Source organism: Streptomyces sp. JL2001, from assembly GCF_050917515.1.
GTDB lineage: Bacteria > Actinomycetota > Actinomycetes > Streptomycetales > Streptomycetaceae > Streptomyces.
This window is the reverse complement of record NZ_CP169421.1, coordinates 6,328,755-6,346,567: the sequence shown is the minus strand read 5'-3', so window position 1 is coordinate 6,346,567 and position 17,813 is coordinate 6,328,755. Positions and strand designations below refer to the sequence as shown.

The following is a 17,813-nucleotide window of genomic DNA, read 5'->3' as shown; positions in this document are numbered from 1 at the left end:
CCTCAGGCGGTGGTTCGGGTGCGTTGGGCACGCGCGGAGGCGTACAGGCACACCGCGGCGGCCGTCGCGAGGTTGAGGCTCTCGGCCTTGCCGTGGATCGGCACGCGCACGACGGCGTCCGCCAGCGCGCGGGTCTCCTCCGGCAGGCCCCAGGCCTCGTTGCCGAAGACCCAGGCGGTGGGGCCGCCCATGGTGCCGGCGTCCAGTTCGTCGTCGAGGTCGTCCCGGCCCGCCCCGTCGGCGGCGAGGATCCGGACGCCCGCGCCCTTGAGCCCGGCGACGGCCTGCTCGACCGGGACGCCGACGGCGACCGGGAGGTGGAAGAGCGAACCGACCGAGGCACGGACGGACTTGGGGTTGTACAGGTCGACGGAGGCGTCGGTGAGGACGACCGCGTCGGCGCCGGCGGCGTCGGCGCAGCGCAGCACGGTGCCGGCGTTGCCGGGGTCGCGGACGTGGGCCAGGACGGCCACGAGCTTGGGCCGGGCCGCGAGGATCTCCTCGAAGGGCGAGTCCAGGAAGCGGCAGACGCCGACGAGGCCCTGCGGGGTCACGGTCTGGGAGACCTCGGCGAGCACGGCGTCGGAGGCGTGGTGGACGCGGGCTCCGGCCGCCAGCGCGGCCTCGATGATCCCGTCGTAGCGCTCGGCGGCCTCGACCGTGGTGAAGAGCTCGACGAGGGTCGGTGCGCCGTCGCCGCCGCGGTGCGCGACGGCCTCGCGGACGGCCTGCGGGCCCTCGGCGATGAAGAGGCGGTCCTTGCCCCGGAAGTTGCGCTTGGCGAGCCGGCGGGCGGCGACGACGCGCGGCGAACGCGGGGAGATCAGCTCGGGGGTACCCATGGGGTCGGCGGCTTCTTTCGGGGTCCGGGGCGGGTGAGGGGCGGGAGGTCGGAGGAGCGGTCGGCCGGAGCGCCGGCGGGCGCGGGCGCCGTCCGCACGGCGTACCCCCGGGGCGCGCCGGAGGGCCCGCCACCGAGTCCCGCGCCCCGGGCGGGGGCGGGGGCCGGCCGGGGGGGCCACGGCGGCCTCGCACCGGCGCCGGGACGGCCGTCGTACGGCGCGGACGCCCGCCGTTCCCGGGAGGCACGGGGGCCGGGCGCCGGCCCGATGCCTCCGGTCCGGCCGTCACGCGGTGACGTGCTCCGAACGCGACCGGACCCGCAGGCCCGAAGGCCTGCGGGTCCGGTGCAGAAGATCTGCGGCCTGGAAGATCAGGCAGCGGCCTTCGGGGCGTTGACGTCGGCCGGCAGAGCCTTCTGCGCGACCTCGACCAGCGCGGCGAACGCGTTGGCGTCGTTGACGGCCAGCTCCGCGAGGATCTTGCGGTCCACCTCGATGTTGGCGGCCTTCAGACCCTGGATGAGGCGGTTGTACGTCATGCCGTTCTGGCGGGCAGCGGCGTTGATGCGCTGGATCCACAGCTGACGGAAGTCGCCCTTGCGCTTCTTGCGGTCGTTGTAGTTGTAGACCAGGGAGTGGGTGACCTGCTCCTTGGCCTTGCGGTACAGGCGCGAACGCTGACCGCGGTAGCCGGAGGCCGCCTCGAGGATCGCCCGGCGCTTCTTGTGGGCGTTGACTGCCCGCTTGACGCGTGCCACTTGTTAACTCCTTGTAGCGGGGCCGCGGTTGGACTCACACGACCCGGAAATGATGGGGGCCCGGACTGGGCCGGTGGTTCTCGGTCACCGAGAACCGGAGATCAGTCAGATGCCCAGCATCTTCTTGATCTTGGCCGCGTCGCCCGGGGCCATCTCGGCGTTGCCGGTGAGGCGACGCGTCAGCTTGGACGACTTGTGCTCGAGCAGGTGGCGCTTGCCGGCGCGCTCGCGCAGCACCTTGCCGGAGCCGGTGATCTTGAAGCGCTTCTTGGCACCGGAGTGCGTCTTGTTCTTCGGCATAGCGCCGTAGTCTCCTCGTCAGTGGCACTCCCCCGGTGCGGGCACCGGACAACCGGGAGCGTCAGTTCTTCGTTTGGTGGTTCCGGGCGGGGCCCGGGGCTGCCTGGAGGGCAGCCCCTCGGGTCACGCCTCGGGGTTCTCGACCGGTGCGTCGGCCGGAGCCTCGGCGGCCGGGGCCTCGACGGTCTCGGCGGTCTCAGCGGTGTCGTCGGAGGCAACGCCCTGACGCTCCGCCTTGCGTGCGGCCTGGGCCTCACGCGCCTCGGCCATGGCCTCGGTCTTCTTCTTGTGCGGGCCGAGAACCATGATCATGTTTCGGCCGTCCTGCTTCGGGTTGGACTCGATGAAGCCAAGCTCCTCGACGTCCGAAGCCAGCCGCTGCAGCAGCCGGAAACCAAGCTCGGGGCGGGACTGCTCACGACCACGGAACATGATCGTGATCTTGACCTTGTCGCCCTGCTTGAGGAACCGGACGACGTGACCCTTCTTGGTGTCATAGTCGTGCGGGTCGATCTTCGGCCGGAGCTTCATCTCCTTGATGACCGTGTGCGCCTGGTTCTTGCGCGCCTCACGGGCCTTCATGGCCGACTCGTACTTGAACTTCCCGTAGTCCATGAGCTTGCACACGGGCGGACGGGCGTTCGCCGCGACCTCGACCAGGTCGAGGTCGTACTCCTGTGCGAGCTCCAGGGCCTTGGCAAGCGGAACAATCCCGACCTGCTCGCCGCTGGGACCGACAAGTCGCACCTCGGGAACGCGAATCCTGTCGTTGATGCGGGGCTCGGCGCTGATGGATCCTCCTCGGTAGCACCACGCGACCGCCTGGCGGACGGACGCGTAACGTCTGTTTCAGGTGACCAACCGCGCCGGTACATGAAAAATGCCCCGGACGGGACACAGGCGGGGCTCCACGGAAATACCGGAGCACCGCCGCGGTCAACCGCGGGGCGCACATCGGGCGGCTTCCATCGTCCGTACGGAACGATGGGCGCCGCCTGACCGGTGACCCGCCGCCCGTGAGAGCGGCCAGGTGGGAGATCGGAGCCTCCACTTGTGGGCCGGGCACACATGTGTCCGGCCGGTCGTTACACAAGGTTAGCACCGCTCGGGACGGTTTGCTAACCGAGGACCACGCGACGGGCGGGGACCGCCCCGGCTTATCGTGTGGGCATGAGCGAAACGCCCCACACCGACTCCCCTGACTTCGACGACATGACCCGTGACATCGCGGAGGTTCCCGCGGTCGAGGTCATCGTGACCGTCGCGGTCAACCTGATGAGCGCCGCGGCCGTGAAGCTCGGACTGACCGAGGACGGCGAGGCCCACAAGGACCTCGACGAGGCCCGCAAGCTGGTGCACGCCCTCGCCGGGCTGCTGGACGCCGGCGCGACGGAGATCAGCTCCTTCCACGCGGCGCCGCTCCGGGACGGCCTGAAGTCCCTGCAGCTGGCCTTCCGCGAGGCCTCGATCATCCCCGACGAGCCGGGCCAGGGTCCGGGCGAGAAGTACACCGGACCGGTCTACGGCTGACGACCGGAGCCAGGGCGGCCGGGTGCACCCCGCGAGGTGCACCGCCGCCCCGGCTACTCCTTGACGTAGAAGGGCTCGCCCGGAGGCGTGGCCGAGGCCGGCAGCAGTGCCAGGTCGAGACCGCGCACCAGGCGGGCCCTCAGTGTCTCGTCGGCGGCGAGCGCGCGGGCCACCCGCTGGGCGGCCTCGGCGGGCGCGGCGTCCCCGGCCAGCACGAGGGCGAGGGTGCCGTCGGCGGCGCCGGGGCCCAGGTGGGCCCGCAGGACGGCGGGCTCGGCCGCGACGGCGGCGCGGACCGCTTCACGGACGGCGGGGTCGTCCAGCGGGTCCGCGCTGGCGCGGCCTTCCGCGAGGGCCAGCAGCGCCGGTCCGGTCACCTGGTACGGCACGGGGCCGGCCAGGTCGAGGACCAGGGTGTCCGCCTTCTCGTGCGCGAGGGCCTGCAGGGCCTGGTGCAGCGGGACGGCGACCGGGCGTGCGGCCGGGTCCCACAGGGCGAGCGAGGCGATCGAGGTGAAGGCGGGCAGCGCGCGCCGGTCGCCCGCGGTGAGCGTCGGCACGGCCATGTCACTGGTCTTCTCGCTGCGCAGTCCGGTCACGGGGTCGACCTCGACCTCGCCGAGGACGGCGACGACCGGGACGAGCAGACGGGCGGTACCGAGCGCCTCCAGGACGGGGCCGTGGGCGGCCCGGTCCTCCGCCCACGCGGCGAGCGCCGCGGCGAGCCGGGGGTCGGCGGTGCCGTCGTCGTCGGAGAAACCGGGGTCCGGAATGTTCTTGAGCGCCACGCGACGAGCCTAACCGGCCCGCGGTGGGGCCGTTCCCGGCGGGTGGCCGGTGCCGGGCGGACACGTGCCGTGCGCCACAGCAGAATGGTCCTGCCCGCCGGCGCGCCCGGTGGGCGGGGCGCCGTGCCCGGACCGGGTGCGGGGCCGTCCGAGGCCGCCGTCCCGTCGCGGCCGCGCTTCCGGGGAGACGTCAGCGGTGACCGTACGGATGGATCTCGACGCCGTGCTCGCCGGGGCCGTGGCTCCGGTCGTCGCCGGGAGCGACGCCTCGCTCTCGGTCGCCGTGCTCGACCCGGCGAGCGGACGGACGGCCTCGTACGGCGGCGAGGGGCGGACCTACGACACCGCCAGCGTCGTCAAGGTCGACATCCTGGCCGCGCTGCTGCTGCGCGCGCAGGACGGGGGCCGGTGGCCGGCCCCGGCGGAGCTCGGGTGCGCCGCCGCCATGATCGAGCACAGCGACAACGACTCCGCGACCACGCTGTGGCGGACGATCGGCGGTGCCGGGGGCCTCGACGCGGCCAACGCCCGCCTCGGGCTCACGCGGACGACGGGTGCGCGGGCGTGGGGCCTGACCCAGACGACGGCACGGGACCGGCTGACCCTGCTGGCGGCCGTCTTCGGCACGGACTCGCCGCTGACGGCGGACTCCCGCGCCTGTGTGGCCGGGCTGATGGAGCGGGTGGTCGCGGGCCAGGACTGGGGTGTCTCCGCGGCGGCGGACGGGCCGCGGGACACGGCGCTGAAGAACGGCTGGCTGCCGCGGGACGCGACCGGCCTGTGGGACGTCAACAGCATCGGGCGGATCACGGCGGGCGGACGCGTCCGGCTGGTCGCGGTGCTCTCCGACGGTCACCCGACCCGGGAGGCCGGGATCGCGCTGGTGGAGCGGGCGGCGCGGGCGGCGGTCTCGGCCCTGGCCACGACCGACGCGGCGGGCGCCGCCGGCGGCACCGACGCGGTCGACGGAACGGGCGGGGACGGGGCGGTCAGCGGAACGGCTGGGGCGGGCGCGGGGCGCTGAACCGTCCGCGCCACAGGACGACCGCGGCGGCGAGCAGCAGCGCGCCGAGGCCGCCGGCCGCCGGGGCGAGGAAACCGATCGGCCGGTCCTCGTCGGCGTCGGGCAGCGGTCCGGGCCCGAAGTACTGCCCGCTGTACCCGGCCGAGGCGGTCTTCGGGTCGGCCCCCTTGAGCCGGCCTCCGGCCTCGATCGCGGCGGCCGGGTCGACGGTGCCGTACCCCTTGGCGTCGCTCCGGCCGCCCTTGGGGCTGTTGCGGGCGGTGTCGACGAGCAGCTGCTTGACCTGGGCGGGCGTCAGGTCGGGGTGGGCGGAGCGGACGAGCGCGACGGCGCCGGAGACGAACGCGGCGGCGGCGCTGGTGCCCCAGCCCTCGTAGTAGCGGCGGTCGGGGTCGGCGATGACGATGTCGACGCCGGGGGCGCTGACCGTGGCGTACCAGCGGCTGGTGGAGAAGGAGGCGTGGGTGCCGAAGCGGTCGACGGCGGTGACGGCGATGACGCCCGGGTAGGCGGCGGGGTACGAGACGTGGTCGCCCTTCTCGCCGCCGTTGCCGGCCGAGGCCACGACGGAGACGCCCTTGGCGAGGGCGTACTGGACGGCGGCGTCCTCCCCGGAGTCGGGGTGGGCGGACTTGGAGTCGTCACCGAGGGACAGGTTGATGACGTCGGCCCCGTGGTCCACCGCCCAGCGGATGCCCTCGGCGAGGGCCGTGCCGCGGGAATTGCGGGCCTTGTCCCGGGACTTGTCGGTGCCTTCGAGGATGACCCGGACGGGCAGGATCTTCACCTGCGGCGCGACGCCGAGGACGCCGTCCTCGCGGCCCGGCCCGTGGCCGTGTCCGGCGATGATGCCGGCCATGGCGGTGCCGTGCCGGGCCCAGGCGCGGTCGCCTCGGGCGGCGCCGAAGCCGATGAGGTCGTTGCCGGGCAGGACGGAACCCTCGAGGTCGGGGTGTTCGGAGTCGACCCCGGTGTCGAGGACGGCGACGGTGACGCGCTCGCCCTGCGTCGTGCGCCATGCCTCGGTGGTGTGCAGGGCCTCCAGGCCCCATTGGCGGGCGCGGATGGTGTCGGCGTACGCGGGGGTGGTGATCGCCGGGAGGACGGCGAAGGCGCTCGCGAGGAGCGCCGCGGAGAGGGCGCGGGTGCGGCGGCGGGTCACCGGTCGTTCTCCTTCGCGGCGGCGGTGGCCGCCTTGCGCAGTCCGCGTTCGACGCGGTCGGCGACGCCCTTGGCCTCGTGGCCGAGACCGGCCTCGGCGGGCGCGGTCGTCTGGCCGGCGGCCATGGCCTGATCGGCGGGCTGGGGGGTGTCGACGCGGCGGCCGTCGGCGAATCCGGAGACGGAGTAGACGACGACGGGCAGGTCGGGCAGGGCGCGCGTCCACCAGCTGGCGCGCTGTCCGTCACCGAAGCGGGCGGCGACGGTGCCCGGGCCGGCGAGCGCGGGAGGGAGGTCGGCACCGATCCCGGGGCCGAGGGCGCGCATGGCCGCGGGATCGGCCTGGGTGAAGACCAGGCCGACGGTGATGACGCTGGAGGAGGTGGCGTCGGTGTACGTGGCGCGCAGGACGCGGTCGCAGCCGACGGGGCGCAGGGGGGTGAGGACGCTCCGGGGCAGCGTGCTGGTCGAGCAGGGGGCGTCCGGGGCGACGACGACCCGTGTCCAGGCGCGGGCGGCGGTGCCGGGACCCGCTCCCGGGCCCGGGAGCGTGCGGGGGAAGAGGGTGTCGACGGGGACGCTGTGCCACAGGGTCCTGGCCTCCTCGAAGCCCGTGGGCTCTTCGGGGCGGCCCGCGTCCGTGGCGGCGAGGACGGCGCCGGCGATCGCCCCGCCGATGAGCCCGAACCCGAGCACGAGGCACACGCCGGCCGCGACGATCCGCTTCGTGCGCCGCTCGCGTATGGGCCGGAGGCGCGTGGTGGTCTCGCCGGGCGTCTCGGGCGGCGCGGTGTACGGGTGGTAGGCGCCGTAGGTTCCGTAGGACTGCTCGGGGTGCCGGTCGAACGGGATGGCGGAAGCGGGCCGCGGGTACACCGCCTGCCGCGCGTCGGGCGCGGCGGTGGACGCGGGGGCGGCCGGCGCGGACCGGTCCGCCCGCGCGGGCGAGGGGGCGGGGTCGGTGTCGCGGACGGGGCGCAGCCGGGTGGTCGTCTCGACGGCGGGCGGCTCGGCCGGGCGCGGCGGGCGGCTGCCGGGCGTGCCGGCTTCGGGCGCGGGCGCGCCCGGCTGCCGTGCGGGGCGGGGGGTGCCGGCGGGCCGGGACGGCTGCGCAGGGGCGCCGGCTTCGGGCGCGGGCGCGCCCGGCTGCCGTGCGGGGCGGGTGGGCGTTCCGGTGCTCGGCGCGGAGGCGGTCACCGGGGCACCGGCCGGGCGCACCACCGGCGGGGCGGCGGGCGCGGGCGGGAGTGCCACGGGCGCGGCGGGCGCGGGCAGGGGTACGGCGGGGCGGGGCGGCGCGACCTCGGGCGGGAGCGGCGCCGAGACCGGGCGCGGCGGGGCGGCCGTCCGCTCCGGGGCGTCGGCGCGCGGGGTGACGGCGGACGCCGTCCGCCGGGCACCGTCGGCGCGCGGCCCGGGTGCGGCCGGTGCGGGGTTCGCCGCGGCGCGCGGGCCCGGGGCGGGGGGCGCCGGGGGCTGCGGCGGGGTGGACGGGGGGAGCAGTGCGTCGGTGATGCGGGACGCGGGGTGGTGCGAGTCGGTCGTCATCCCCGTCCCCCTGGTCGTGCCGGCAATGCCCGTCACTCTACGGGCTGTTCCCCGCTGCACGGGAACCCAGGGGCTACCTCTCCGTAAACCGGTCTGGCAAGCTCGGCCCATGACTCCCCGCGCCGCCGACCGGGCCCGGTACGACCGGGCCACCGCCCACCTCGACGCGCCCGTGGCGATCGTCGACCTGGAGGCGTTCGACGCCAACGCCGACGACCTCGTACGCCGGGCGGGAGGCAAGCCGGTCAGGGTCGCGAGCAAGTCCGTGCGGTGCCGGGCGCTCCTGGAGCGGGTCCTCGCGCGGGAGGGCTTCGCGGGGATCATGTCCTTCACGCTCGACGAGTCGCTGTGGCTGGCCAGGGCCGGCTTCGAGGACGTGCTCCTCGCCTACCCGTCCGCCGACCGTGCCGCCTTCGGCGCCCTGGCGGCCGACCCCAAGCTCGCCGCCGCCGTGACGGTGATGATCGACGACCCGGCGCAGCTCGACCTCGTCGACCAGGCCCGCGCGGGTGGCACCGAGGAGATCCGGGTCTGCCTCGAGCTGGACACCTCGCTCCGGATGCTCGGCGGCCGGGTACGCGTCGGGGCGCTCCGTTCCCCGCTCCGCGAGCCCGCCCAGCTGGCTGAGCTGGCCCGCTCGGTGGCGCGCCGCCCCGGCTTCCGGCTGGTCGGCCTCATGGCGTACGAGGGGCATGTCGCGGGGGTCGGGGACGCGGTCGCCGGGCGGCCGCTGCGCTCCCGCGCGATCCGGCTGATGCAGGCCGCCGCCCGCAAGGAGCTCGCCGCGCGGCGGGCGGCCGTCGTCCGCGCCGTGCGGGCGGTGGCGCCGGATCTGGAGTTCGTCAACGGCGGCGGTACGGGCAGCGTGCAGCACACGGCGGCCGAGGAAGCGGTGACGGAGATCGCCGCCGGTTCGGGTCTCTACGTGCCGCGGCTCTTCGACAACTACACGTCCTTCACCGGACGCCCGGCCGCCCTGTTCGCCCAGCCGGTGGTGCGCCGCCCCGGGGTGGACGTGGTCACCGTGCTCGGCGGCGGCTACCCCGCGTCCGGGGCCGCGGGCCCGGACCGGCTGCCCGTGCCGTACCTGCCGGAGGGTCTGCGCTACGACCCGCAGGAGGGGCCGGGCGAGGTGCAGACGCCGCTGCTCGGCTCCCCCGCCGACGACCTGCTGATCGGCGACAAGGTGTGGTTCCGGCACGCGAAGGCCGGGGAGCTGTGCGAGCGCTTCGACAGCCTGCACCTGGTGGAGGGCGACCGGATCACCGCGACCGTGCCGACCTACCGGGGCGAGGGCCGCACCTTCCTCTGACGCCCGGGCCCGGACCCCGGCCGGGGTCCGGGCGACCCGGTCAGGAGCGGGGGCTCATCGACGTGCCCACGCCGCCGCTGGTGGTGCTGCCGATGGGAAGGATGTTCTTCGCGATCTCGTCCATCTCGGCGAGCGGCGGACCGTCCGGGCCCGCGTCGAACGCGAAGCGCACGACGACCGGCGCCTCGCTGCCCGTCGGGGACGGGAAGACCAGCGACTGGACGTAACCGCCGGGGCCCTTGCCGGTGGTGACCTGCCAGCGGACCAGGAAGCCGGTGCGCCCGGCGACGGCGACGGAGCGGGCCGCGATCTCCTTGTGGGAGCGGATGCCGCCGTAGAGGTCGTTGCCGAGGACGTCCTCGTCGAAGGCGGCGACGGTGGCGAGCGGGATGTCCTCGCGGGCGATCGCCTCGGGCGTGCCGGCGGCGGTGCCCGTGGCCGTACGGGAGCTCACCGTGCCGTGCCGGCAGTCCTGGTCGGGCGCGCCGGGGCAGGGGTGGTCGCCGACCGTGGTGACGGTCGGGACGTCGCCGCCCCGGTACTCCGGCTTCTCCCAGCCCCGGACGATCGGCAGCGTGATGCCGTTGAGCTGGTCGGTGACGCGGGTGGCGTCCTCGGCTGTCGCGGTGGCTGACGGGGTGCCGCTCGTGGCCGGCGCCGGGGAACCGCCGGTGCTCGCCGCGGGCGGGCCGGACGTCACGGGGGCGTCCTCGTCGCCGCCGAGGACGAGGACGGTGGCGACGACCGCCGCGGCCAGCACCAGCGCCGCCGCCCCGAGGGCGACGGCCCGGCCACGACGGGCGGACGGCGCGGGGCCGGCCACCGGCATCGCGGTCGTCACCTGCGAGAAGCGGGTGTGCGCGGTCCAGGCCGTGCCGTCCCACCAGCGTTCGACGGTGGGCATCGCCGGATCCGGATACCAGCCTGGGGGTCCCCCCACGCCGCCGGGCGTGCGGGGAGGTGTCGTCATGCTCATCCCGTCACCCTAGGGCGTGTCATGTCGGCCGGGCCGCCGGGTTCATGAGCCGTACACGGAGTCCGTCTGGTCGGGCACGACGCTGCCGTCGGACCGCCGGACCGGTTGCGCCGTGCCGTCGCCGCCGGTGTAGCCGGTGGTGGCGCACGGATAGGGGGCGGTCTTCCGCTTCTTGGGCTCGATGAACATCGGGTTCACGATCCAGCGGCCGTCGGCGTCGTCGTAGGCGCGGCACATGAGTTCGTTCTTGTTCCGGTTGAGGACGAGCCGCAGGCCGGTCGCGTCGCGCAGGAAGGAGACGTCGGTGTCGGAGTCGCCTGCGGCGAACACCTGGCGCCGTGCGGCGGGCCCGATCCGCTCGGCGGCCGGGCCGCGGACGCCGAAGACCTCCTGGTTGATCCAGCAGCGTTTGCCGTCGATGTACGTGATCATCGTGTCCTCGCCGTCCCGTACACCGCCGCAGCCGGCCAGGTGCGCGGTGAGCCTGCCGCGTTCGGTGGTGTTGCGGATGCCCAGGGTGCGCGAGGGCGCGATGCCGACGCCCTCGGCCCAGACCTCGACGACCGGTTCGGGCGAGGCGGAGGCGATCCAGACGTCGAAGCCGGCCGCGCGCAGGGTGCGGACCAGGTCGCGCTGCTGGTCGTAGTAGCGGACCCAGCCGGTGACCGTGCGGGTGCCGACCTGCCGGGTGGCGCCGACGGGAGCGGCCAGGTTCTCGGCCCGGGCGGCACGGGCGAAGGAGGCGACCTGGTCACGGGTCCAGCCGCGCAGCAGCTGGGCGAGCCAGGCGTACTGGGGTTCCGTCCGGCGGTGGTCGAAGCCGGCGAACGCCGGGTCGCCCGAGGTGGTGGCACCGTCCGCGTACACGGAGAGGATCTCGTCGGCGCAGCGGGTGTCGGTGCCGGTGGGCAGGGTGCGCGCCGGGCGGGCGGGCGCGGGGCAGGCGTCGGCGAGGGCGGTGGCCGCCCGCGGGGTGAGATGGCGGCTGGTGGCGGCCCAGTCCCCGTTCTCGGGCGGGCGGATGCGGCTGTTGCGGAGCAGCCAGTACATGGTGGCGTCGCCGACGTCGTTCTTGACGACCGTGTTGTCCCAGTCGAAGACGGCGACAGGCCTGGTCCGCGCCGTGCGGGCCCCGGCGGCGCAGTGGGTGTCGATCAGACGCTGGAGCCGGGCGCGGTTGTCGCCGTACCAGCCCTCGGAGGTCCGCAGCGTGGGGCACGCGGCGGGCTTCGCCTGGGCCGGCAGGGCGGTGAGCAGGCCGGCGACGACGGCGGTCACGGCGGCGAGCACGGCCGGCCGGCGGATCGGATGGTTCACGAGCGGGCTCCTGTTCTCTGCGGACGACTCTCTGCGGACGACTTCGCTGCGCGGCCCCTTCTGCGCGGGGCCTTCCTGCGCACGACAGCCGGGCGCCTCACGACGCCCGGCTGTCGGGTGGGGGGGCCGGGACCCCGCGCGAACGGGGACCCGACGTGTGCGGGGGCGGATCCCTACAGGGGAGTCACGTACGCGCCCGAGATGCCGCCGTCGACGAGGAAGTCGGTGGCGTTGACGAACGAGGAGTCGTCGCTGGCGAGGAAGGCCACGGCGGCGGCGATCTCCTCCGCCTCGGCGAACCGGCCGACGGGGATGTGGACCAGCCGACGGGCGGCCCGCTCCGGGTCCTTGGCGAACAGCTCCTGCAGGAGGGGGGTGTTGACCGGTCCCGGGCACAGCGCGTTGACCCGGATGCCCTCGCGGGCGAACTGGACGCCCAGCTCGCGGGACATGGCGAGCACGCCGCCCTTGGACGCGGTGTACGAGATCTGGCTGGTGGCCGCGCCCATGATGGCGACGAAGGACGCGGTGTTGATGATCGACCCGCGGCCCTGGCGCCGCATGTAGGGGAGCGCCGCCTTGCAGCACAGGTAGACCGAGGTGAGGTTGACGTCCTGGACGCGCTTCCACGCCTCCAGGCCGGTGGTGAGGATGGAGTCGTCGTCGGGCGGCGAGATGCCGGCGTTGTTGAAGGCGATGTCGACGGAGCCGTAGGTGTCGAAGGCGGTCTTGAACAGCGCCTCGACCTGCTCGGGGTCGGTGACGTCGACCTTGACGAACGTGCCGCCGACCTCCTCGGCCGCGGCCTTGCCGGCGGTCTCGTCGATGTCGCCGCAGACGACCTGGGCGCCTTCGGAGGCCAGACGGCGGGCGGTGGCGAGGCCGATGCCGCTGCCGGCCCCGGTGATGACGGCGGTCCGGCCGACGAGGCGGCGGCAGACGATCGAGTCGGTCATGTGATTCAGGCCTCCGTGCTTTCCGTGCTGATGAAGACGTTCTTGGTCTCGGTGAAGGCGGTCAGTGCGTCGGGGCCGAGCTCCCGGCCGAGGCCGGACTGCTTGTAGCCGCCGAACGGGGTCCAGTAGCGGACGCTGGAGTGCGAGTTGACGGAGAGGTTGCCGGCGCGGACGGCGCGGGAGACCCGGACGGCCCGTCCGACGTCACGGGTCCAGATCGAGCCGGACAGCCCGTACTCGGTGGCGTTGGCGAGCCGGACCGCGTCGGCCTCGTCGTCGAAGGGCAGGACGACCGCGACGGGGCCGAACACCTCCTCGACGGCGCACGGCGCGTCCTCGGCGACCTCGGTGAGGACGGTCGGCGGGAACCAGAAGCCGGGGCCCTCGGGCGCCTTGCCGCGGATGCCGGGGAGCGACTCGGGGACGTAGGCCCGGACGCGTTCCAGCTGGGCACGGGAGATGAGGGGACCCATCTGGGTGCGCTCGTCGGACGGGTCGCCGACGACGATCTCCTCGACCGCCGGGGTGAGCAGCTCCAGGAAGCGGTCGTACACGGACCGCTGGACGAGGATGCGGGTGCGGGCGCAGCAGTCCTGGCCGCTGTTGTCGAGGAAGGACATCGGGGCGGCGGCCGCCGCCGCCTCGATGTCGGCGTCGGCGAAGACGAGGTTGGGGCTCTTGCCGCCGAGTTCGAGGGTCACGCGCTTCACCTGGCCGGCGCACTTCGCCATGATGCTCTTCCCCACCCGGGTCGAGCCGGTGAAGACGATCTTGGCGATGCCCGGGTGCTCGACGAGTGCGTTGCCGGTGACGGCCCCCTCGCCGGGCAGGACCTGGAGCAGTCCGTCCGGCAGTCCGGCGTCCCGGGCGAGTTCGGCCAGGCGCAGGGCGGTCAGCGGGGTGGTCTCCGCCGGCTTGAGGATCACCGCGTTGCCCGCCGCGAGCGCCGGGGCGAGGGCCCAGGCGGCGATCGGCATGGGGAAGTTCCAGGGTGCGATGACCCCGACGACGCCCAGGGGTTCGAGGATCGTGATGTCGAGGCCGCCGGCCACCGGGATCTGCCGGCCGCTGAGCCGTTCCACTCCCCCGGCGGCGAAGTCGAGCAGGTCGCGGACGTTGCCGGCCTCCCAGCGGGCGTTGCCGATCGTGTGGCCCGCCTCGCGGACCTCCAGCCGGGCCAGCTCCTCGACGTGGTCGTCGACGACCGCGGCGAAGCGGCGCAGGAGGCGGGCCCGGTCGGCGGGTGCGGCGGCGGCCCAGCCGCGCTGGGCGGTGGTGGCCCGGGCGACGGCGGCGTCGACGTCGGCGGGGGTGGCGGCGGGGACGGTCGCGACGACCTCTTCGGTCGCCGGATTGAGTACCTGGAGCAACTCTTTCCTCACATGCGTTCGAAGGAGCGGCGCAGCTCCCAGTCGGTCACCGCGGCGTCGTAGGCCTCGACTTCGACGCGGGCCATGTTGCGGTAGTGGGCGACGACCTCGTCGCCGAAGGCGGCCTTGGCGATCGGGCTGGTCTCCCAGAGCTCGGCGGCCTCGCGCAGGGTGGTGGGGACGTGGGCGTACTCGGCCGTGTAGGCGTTGCCGTCGCAGGCCGGGGGAAGTTCGAGGCGCTGCTCGATGCCGTACAGGCCCGCGGCGACGAGGCCGGCGACGGCGAGGTGCGGGTTGACGTCTCCGCCGGGGAGGCGGTTCTCGAAGCGCATCGAGCGGCCGTGGCCGACGACGCGCAGGGAACAGGTGCGGTTGTCGACGCCCCACGCGACGGCGGTGGGGGCGAAGGAACCCGGCTGGAAACGCTTGTACGAGTTGATGTGGGGGGCGTAGAGAAGGGAGAAGTCGCGCAGGGCGGCGAGCTGGCCGGCGAGGAAGTGCCGCATGACCTCCGACATCCCGCCCGGTCCGGCTCCGGCCATCACGTTGCGGCCGGGCTCGTCGACGGACTGGAGGGAGAGGTGGATGTGGCAGGAGTTGCCCTCGCGCTCGTTGTACTTCGCCATGAAGGTGAGCGAGACGCCCTCCTGGGCGGCGATCTCCTTGGCCCCGGTCTTGTAGACGGCGTGCTGGTCGCAGGTGACGAGGGCCTCGTCGTACTTGAACGCGATCTCGTGCTGGCCGGGGTTGCACTCGCCCTTGGCCGACTCGACGGTGAGCCCGGCGCCGGCCATCTCGTTGCGGATGCGGCGCAGCAGCGGTTCGACGCGGCCGGTGCCGAGGACGGAGTAGTCGATGTTGTACTGGTTGACGGGGGTCAGGTTCCGGTAGTTCGCGTCCCAGGCCTGCTCGTAGGTGTCCTTGAAGACGATGAACTCCAGCTCCGTGCCGACGTGGGCGGTGTAGCCCTGTTCGGCGAGCCGTTCCAGCTGGCGGCGCAGGATCTGGCGGGGCGCGGCCACGACGGGCGATCCGTCGTTCCAGGCGAGGTCGGCCATGAGCATCGCCGTACCCTCGTTCCAGGGGACGCGGCGCAGGGTGGAGAGGTCGGGGTGCATGGCGAAGTCGCCGTAGCCGCGGTCCCAGGACGACATCTCGTATCCGTCGACCGTGTTCATCTCGGCGTCGACGGCCAGGAGGTAGTTGCATCCCTCGGTGCCGTGGCCGAGGACGTCGTCCAGGAAGAACGGGGCGGCGAACCGCTTGCCCTGGAGCCGTCCCTGCATGTCGGGGAAGGCCAGGACGACGGTGTCGATCTCACCGCTCGCGACGAGGGTGCGTAGCTCCTCGACGGAGAGCGGGGCTTTGCGGTCTGCCACGGGATTACTCCTCCTTCGGTCAGCCGGGAGCCATAAGGTATTGCCGAAGACCATTGCTTGGGAAGGGGAAACCGCAACGTGGCGAAGATCGGTGGCGAGACGGACGCCTGGGCGGACCTGCCGAACCCGCCGGACCGCCTGACACCGGTGCTGAGGCCGGTGCGGGCGGGCAACGGTTTCGAGGAGGCCCTGGAGCAGATCCTCCAGGTGGTGCGGCTCGGTCTCGTGCCGGGCGGGGAGCGGCTGCCCGCGGAGCGGGAGCTCGCCGAGCGGATGGGGATCAGCCGGGTGACCCTGCGCGAGGTCCTGAAGGTGCTCCAGGAGCAGGGGCTCGTGGAGAGCCGGCGGGGCCGCTACGGCGGAACGTTCGTGCTGCACCGCCCGCAGACCGCCGACGAGGCCGAGCTGCGCCGCCGGATCGCCTCCGTCGACATGGAGGACGCGCTGCGCTTCCGCGAGGTGCTGGAGGTGGGAGCGGCCGGTCTGTGCGCGGCGCACGGGCTGACCGACGAGGGGGTGACCCGGCTGCGGACGGCCCTCGCGGCGACGCACGACGCCCCGCTGACGGACTACCGGCGCCAGGACACGCTGCTGCACCTCACGCTCGCCGAGCTGTCGGGCTCCCCGACCCTGACCGCGCAGTACGCGGCGGTCCGGGCGACGGTGAACGACCTGCTGGACTGCATCCCGCTGCTCGTACGCAACCTGGAGCACTCGCAGCACCAGCACACCGCCCTGGTGGAGGCCGTGCTCGACGGCGACGCGGACGCGGCGCGCGAGGTGATGCGGGAGCACTGCGGGGGCACCGCGGCGCTGCTGCGCGGCTTCCTGACCTGACCGGCCCCGCGGCGCCGTCGTCCCGGCGCGGCCGACGCGGCCGACGCGGCCGGGTCGGCGCGACGGGTCGGCGCCGACGCGCGGACACGACCGCGCGCCGGGCTCCCCCGCCTCCGCGTCCGCGTAACCCGAAAGTAACGCAAGGGGGTTGCGTTCCAGCCGACCCGGCGCAAAGGTATGGGACCAATCCATTGGGCCCGACGCGGGAGCTGACGCTGCCATGACGCTCGAAGACACGACCGGGAACAGCACGGGAAGCACCGCACCACCGCAGGACGACTATCTGGAGCGCCGGGCCCTGCGGCGCGGCAGCGCCGGCTGGCTGCTGCTCACCGGGCTCGGCGTCGCGTACGTCGTCTCCGGCGACTTCTCCGGCTGGAACATCGGCCTGTCCAAGGCCGGCTTCGGCGGCCTGGCCGTCGCCACCGTCCTGATGGGCGCGATGTACGCGTGCCTCGTCTTCGCGCTGGCCGAGCTCTCCGCCATCCTGCCCACCGCGGGCGGCGGCTACGGCTTCGCCCGCCGGGCGCTCGGCACCTGGGGCGGCTTCCTCACCGGCACCGCGATCCTCATCGAGTACATCCTGGCCCCCGCCGCGATCTCCATCTTCATCGGCGACTACGTCGAGTCCCTCGGGCTGTTCGGCCTGGAGTCGGGCTGGCCGGTCTACCTGGCGTGCTTCGTGGTCTTCATCGGCATCCACCTGTGGGGCGTCGGAGAGGCGCTGCGCTTCAGCCTGGTCGTCACCGCGATCGCGGTCGCGGCACTCGTGATCTTCGCGCTCGGCGCCCTCACCGACTTCCACGTCGACGGGCTGAACGACATCCCGGTCGACGGCGCGGCGTTCGGCGCCAACTCCTGGCTGCCGTTCGGGCTGCTCGGCATCTGGGCGGCGTTCCCCTTCGGCATGTGGTTCTTCCTCGGCGTCGAGGGCGTGCCGCTCGCCGCCGAGGAGGCCAAGGACCCGGTCCGCTCGATGCCGAGGGCACTGGCCCTCTCGATGGGCGTCCTGGCGCTGCTGGCCGTGGTGACCTTCTTCGCCGCGACCGGGGCGCGCGGCGCCGCGGCGATCCAGGAGGCCGGCAACCCGCTGGTGGTGGCCCTGCAGGGCGACGGGGAGCCGACCGCGCTCAGCCGGTTCGTGAACTACGCCGGGCTCGCCGGCCTGGTGGCCTCCTTCTTCTCCCTGATCTACGCCGGGTCCCGGCAGCTCTTCGCCCTGTCCCGGGCCGGATACCTCCCCCGCTTCCTCTCGCTGACCAGCCGGCGCAAGTCCCCCTACCTGGGACTGCTCATCCCCGGCGCCATCGGCTTCGCCCTCGCCGCGGGCACCGGCGACGGCGCGCGGATGCTGAACATCGCCGTGTTCGGCGCCACCATCTCGTACGCCCTGATGGCGCTCTCCCACATCGTGCTGCGCCGGCGCGAGCCGGAGCTGCCCCGGCCGTACCGGACGCCCGGCGGTGTCGTGACCTCGTCCGTCGCCTTCGTGCTCGCGCTGGCGGCGCTGGTGGCGACCTTCCTGGTGGACAAGGACGCGGCGTTCATCGCGCTCGGGGTCTACGTGATCGCCCTGGCGTACTTCGCGTTCTACAGTCGACATCATCTGGTGGCCAAGGCGCCGGAGGAGGAGTTCGCCGCGCTGGCGGCGGCCGAGGCCGAACTCGAACGCGACTGAGGCGCCCGCTCCGACCCCCGACGCTCTCTCCCCTGGA

The 17,813-nt window shown here is 74.1% G+C and carries 17 protein-coding genes; 5 read left to right on the top strand and 12 right to left on the bottom strand.

The genetic code is table 11. The features are described from left to right. Positions 1-2: 2 nt before the first annotated feature. From ACE1OA_RS28315 to infC, 4 genes are all read right to left on the bottom strand, one after another. Positions 3-842, bottom strand: a complete 840-nt coding sequence (locus tag ACE1OA_RS28315) for a TrmH family RNA methyltransferase (protein WP_356600990.1) — start codon at positions 840-842, stop codon at positions 3-5. Positions 843-1,213: 371 nt separating this feature from the next. Continuing rightward, a complete protein-coding gene (gene rplT / locus ACE1OA_RS28310; protein ID WP_125652405.1) occupies positions 1,214-1,600 on the bottom strand; it encodes a 50S ribosomal protein L20 in 387 nt (128 codons plus the stop codon). A 105-nt stretch (positions 1,601-1,705) separates the two neighbouring features. Then, entirely contained in the window at positions 1,706-1,900 is a 195-nt protein-coding gene (rpmI, locus tag ACE1OA_RS28305; protein ID WP_019884943.1) for a 50S ribosomal protein L35, read from the bottom strand. A 123-nt stretch (positions 1,901-2,023) separates the two neighbouring features. After that, complete coding sequence (gene infC, locus ACE1OA_RS28300; protein WP_356601130.1) at positions 2,024-2,692, bottom strand: translation initiation factor IF-3; 669 nt, start codon at positions 2,690-2,692, stop codon at positions 2,024-2,026. Between the two features lie 378 nt (positions 2,693-3,070). Here infC and ACE1OA_RS28295 point away from each other — a divergent pair, with 378 nt between their 5' ends. Next, positions 3,071-3,430 (top strand): DUF1844 domain-containing protein, encoded by a 360-nt coding sequence (locus tag ACE1OA_RS28295; protein ID WP_147977189.1) that lies wholly within the window; start codon positions 3,071-3,073, stop codon positions 3,428-3,430. A gap of 53 nt (positions 3,431-3,483) precedes the next feature. Here ACE1OA_RS28295 and ACE1OA_RS28290 read toward each other — a convergent pair whose 3' ends face one another. Next, positions 3,484-4,218, bottom strand: a complete 735-nt coding sequence (locus ACE1OA_RS28290; protein ID WP_384873803.1) for an SseB family protein — start codon at positions 4,216-4,218, stop codon at positions 3,484-3,486. Between the two features lie 196 nt (positions 4,219-4,414). Here ACE1OA_RS28290 and ACE1OA_RS28285 point away from each other — a divergent pair, with 196 nt between their 5' ends. Continuing rightward, a complete protein-coding gene (locus tag ACE1OA_RS28285) occupies positions 4,415-5,242 on the top strand; it encodes a serine hydrolase (protein ID WP_432753569.1) in 828 nt (275 codons plus the stop codon). Here ACE1OA_RS28285 and mycP read toward each other — a convergent pair. Both mycP and ACE1OA_RS28275 read right to left on the bottom strand, forming a co-directional pair. Continuing rightward, positions 5,208-6,404 carry a type VII secretion-associated serine protease mycosin gene (gene mycP, locus ACE1OA_RS28280; RefSeq protein ID WP_432753568.1) on the bottom strand — a complete coding sequence of 399 codons (1,197 nt, stop codon included), beginning with the start codon at positions 6,402-6,404 and terminating at the stop codon, positions 5,208-5,210. The genes ACE1OA_RS28285 and mycP overlap by 35 nt on opposite strands. After that, entirely contained in the window at positions 6,401-7,951 is a 1,551-nt protein-coding gene (locus ACE1OA_RS28275) for a hypothetical protein (RefSeq protein WP_432753567.1), read from the bottom strand. The genes mycP and ACE1OA_RS28275 overlap by 4 nt, the downstream gene beginning before the upstream one ends. Positions 7,952-8,060: 109 nt before the next feature. Here ACE1OA_RS28275 and ACE1OA_RS28270 point away from each other — a divergent pair, with 109 nt between their 5' ends. Beyond that, positions 8,061-9,263: an amino acid deaminase/aldolase gene (locus ACE1OA_RS28270; protein ID WP_432753566.1), complete on the top strand. Its 1,203-nt coding sequence runs from the start codon at positions 8,061-8,063 to the stop codon at positions 9,261-9,263. Positions 9,264-9,303: 40 nt separating this feature from the next. Here the strand turns inward: ACE1OA_RS28270 and ACE1OA_RS28265 are convergent, their stop codons facing one another. The 5 genes from ACE1OA_RS28265 to ACE1OA_RS28245 all read right to left on the bottom strand — a co-directional run bounded on the left by ACE1OA_RS28265 (position 9,304) and on the right by ACE1OA_RS28245 (position 15,261). Beyond that, complete coding sequence (locus tag ACE1OA_RS28265) at positions 9,304-10,233, bottom strand: DUF2510 domain-containing protein (RefSeq protein WP_432753565.1); 930 nt, start codon at positions 10,231-10,233, stop codon at positions 9,304-9,306. Positions 10,234-10,281: 48 nt separating this feature from the next. Beyond that, positions 10,282-11,556 (bottom strand): haloacid dehalogenase-like hydrolase, encoded by a 1,275-nt coding sequence (locus ACE1OA_RS28260; RefSeq protein WP_356600996.1) that lies wholly within the window; start codon positions 11,554-11,556, stop codon positions 10,282-10,284. A 173-nt stretch (positions 11,557-11,729) separates the two neighbouring features. Continuing rightward, positions 11,730-12,512, bottom strand: coding sequence for a 3-oxoacyl-ACP reductase (locus ACE1OA_RS28255; protein ID WP_356600997.1), 783 nt, complete (start codon positions 12,510-12,512; stop codon positions 11,730-11,732). A 5-nt stretch (positions 12,513-12,517) separates the two neighbouring features. Continuing rightward, positions 12,518-13,882: an aldehyde dehydrogenase family protein gene (locus ACE1OA_RS28250; RefSeq protein WP_356600998.1), complete on the bottom strand. Its 1,365-nt coding sequence runs from the start codon at positions 13,880-13,882 to the stop codon at positions 12,518-12,520. An 8-nt stretch (positions 13,883-13,890) separates the two neighbouring features. Beyond that, positions 13,891-15,261 (bottom strand): glutamine synthetase family protein, encoded by a 1,371-nt coding sequence (locus ACE1OA_RS28245; protein ID WP_361313248.1) that lies wholly within the window; start codon positions 15,259-15,261, stop codon positions 13,891-13,893. A 78-nt stretch (positions 15,262-15,339) separates the two neighbouring features. Here ACE1OA_RS28245 and ACE1OA_RS28240 point away from each other — a divergent pair, with 78 nt between their 5' ends. Together ACE1OA_RS28240 and eat are read left to right on the top strand one after the other, a co-directional pair. Continuing rightward, a complete protein-coding gene (locus tag ACE1OA_RS28240) occupies positions 15,340-16,098 on the top strand; it encodes a FadR/GntR family transcriptional regulator (RefSeq protein ID WP_393556431.1) in 759 nt (252 codons plus the stop codon). A gap of 220 nt (positions 16,099-16,318) precedes the next feature. After that, on the top strand, positions 16,319-17,776 hold the full coding sequence (eat, locus tag ACE1OA_RS28235; RefSeq protein WP_356601001.1) for an ethanolamine permease: 1,458 nt from the start codon (positions 16,319-16,321) through the stop codon (positions 17,774-17,776). The last annotated feature ends 37 nt before the right edge of the window (positions 17,777-17,813 follow it).

Excerpts from the sequence above, each read along its gene's own strand:
- ACE1OA_RS28315 (WP_356600990.1), bottom strand. The coding sequence starts at position 842 with ATGGGTACCCCCGAGCTGATCTCCCCGCGTTCGCCGCGCGTCGTCGCC.
- rpmI (WP_019884943.1), bottom strand. The coding sequence starts at position 1,900 with ATGCCGAAGAACAAGACGCACTCCGGTGCCAAGAAGCGCTTCAAGATC.
- ACE1OA_RS28295 (WP_147977189.1), top strand. The coding sequence starts at position 3,071 with ATGAGCGAAACGCCCCACACCGACTCCCCTGACTTCGACGACATGACC.
- ACE1OA_RS28275 (WP_432753567.1), bottom strand. The coding sequence starts at position 7,951 with ATGACGACCGACTCGCACCACCCCGCGTCCCGCATCACCGACGCACTG.
- ACE1OA_RS28270 (WP_432753566.1), top strand. The coding sequence starts at position 8,061 with ATGACTCCCCGCGCCGCCGACCGGGCCCGGTACGACCGGGCCACCGCC.
- ACE1OA_RS28265 (WP_432753565.1), bottom strand. The coding sequence starts at position 10,233 with ATGACGACACCTCCCCGCACGCCCGGCGGCGTGGGGGGACCCCCAGGC.
- ACE1OA_RS28255 (WP_356600997.1), bottom strand. The coding sequence starts at position 12,512 with ATGACCGACTCGATCGTCTGCCGCCGCCTCGTCGGCCGGACCGCCGTC.
- eat (WP_356601001.1), top strand. The coding sequence starts at position 16,319 with ATGACGCTCGAAGACACGACCGGGAACAGCACGGGAAGCACCGCACCA.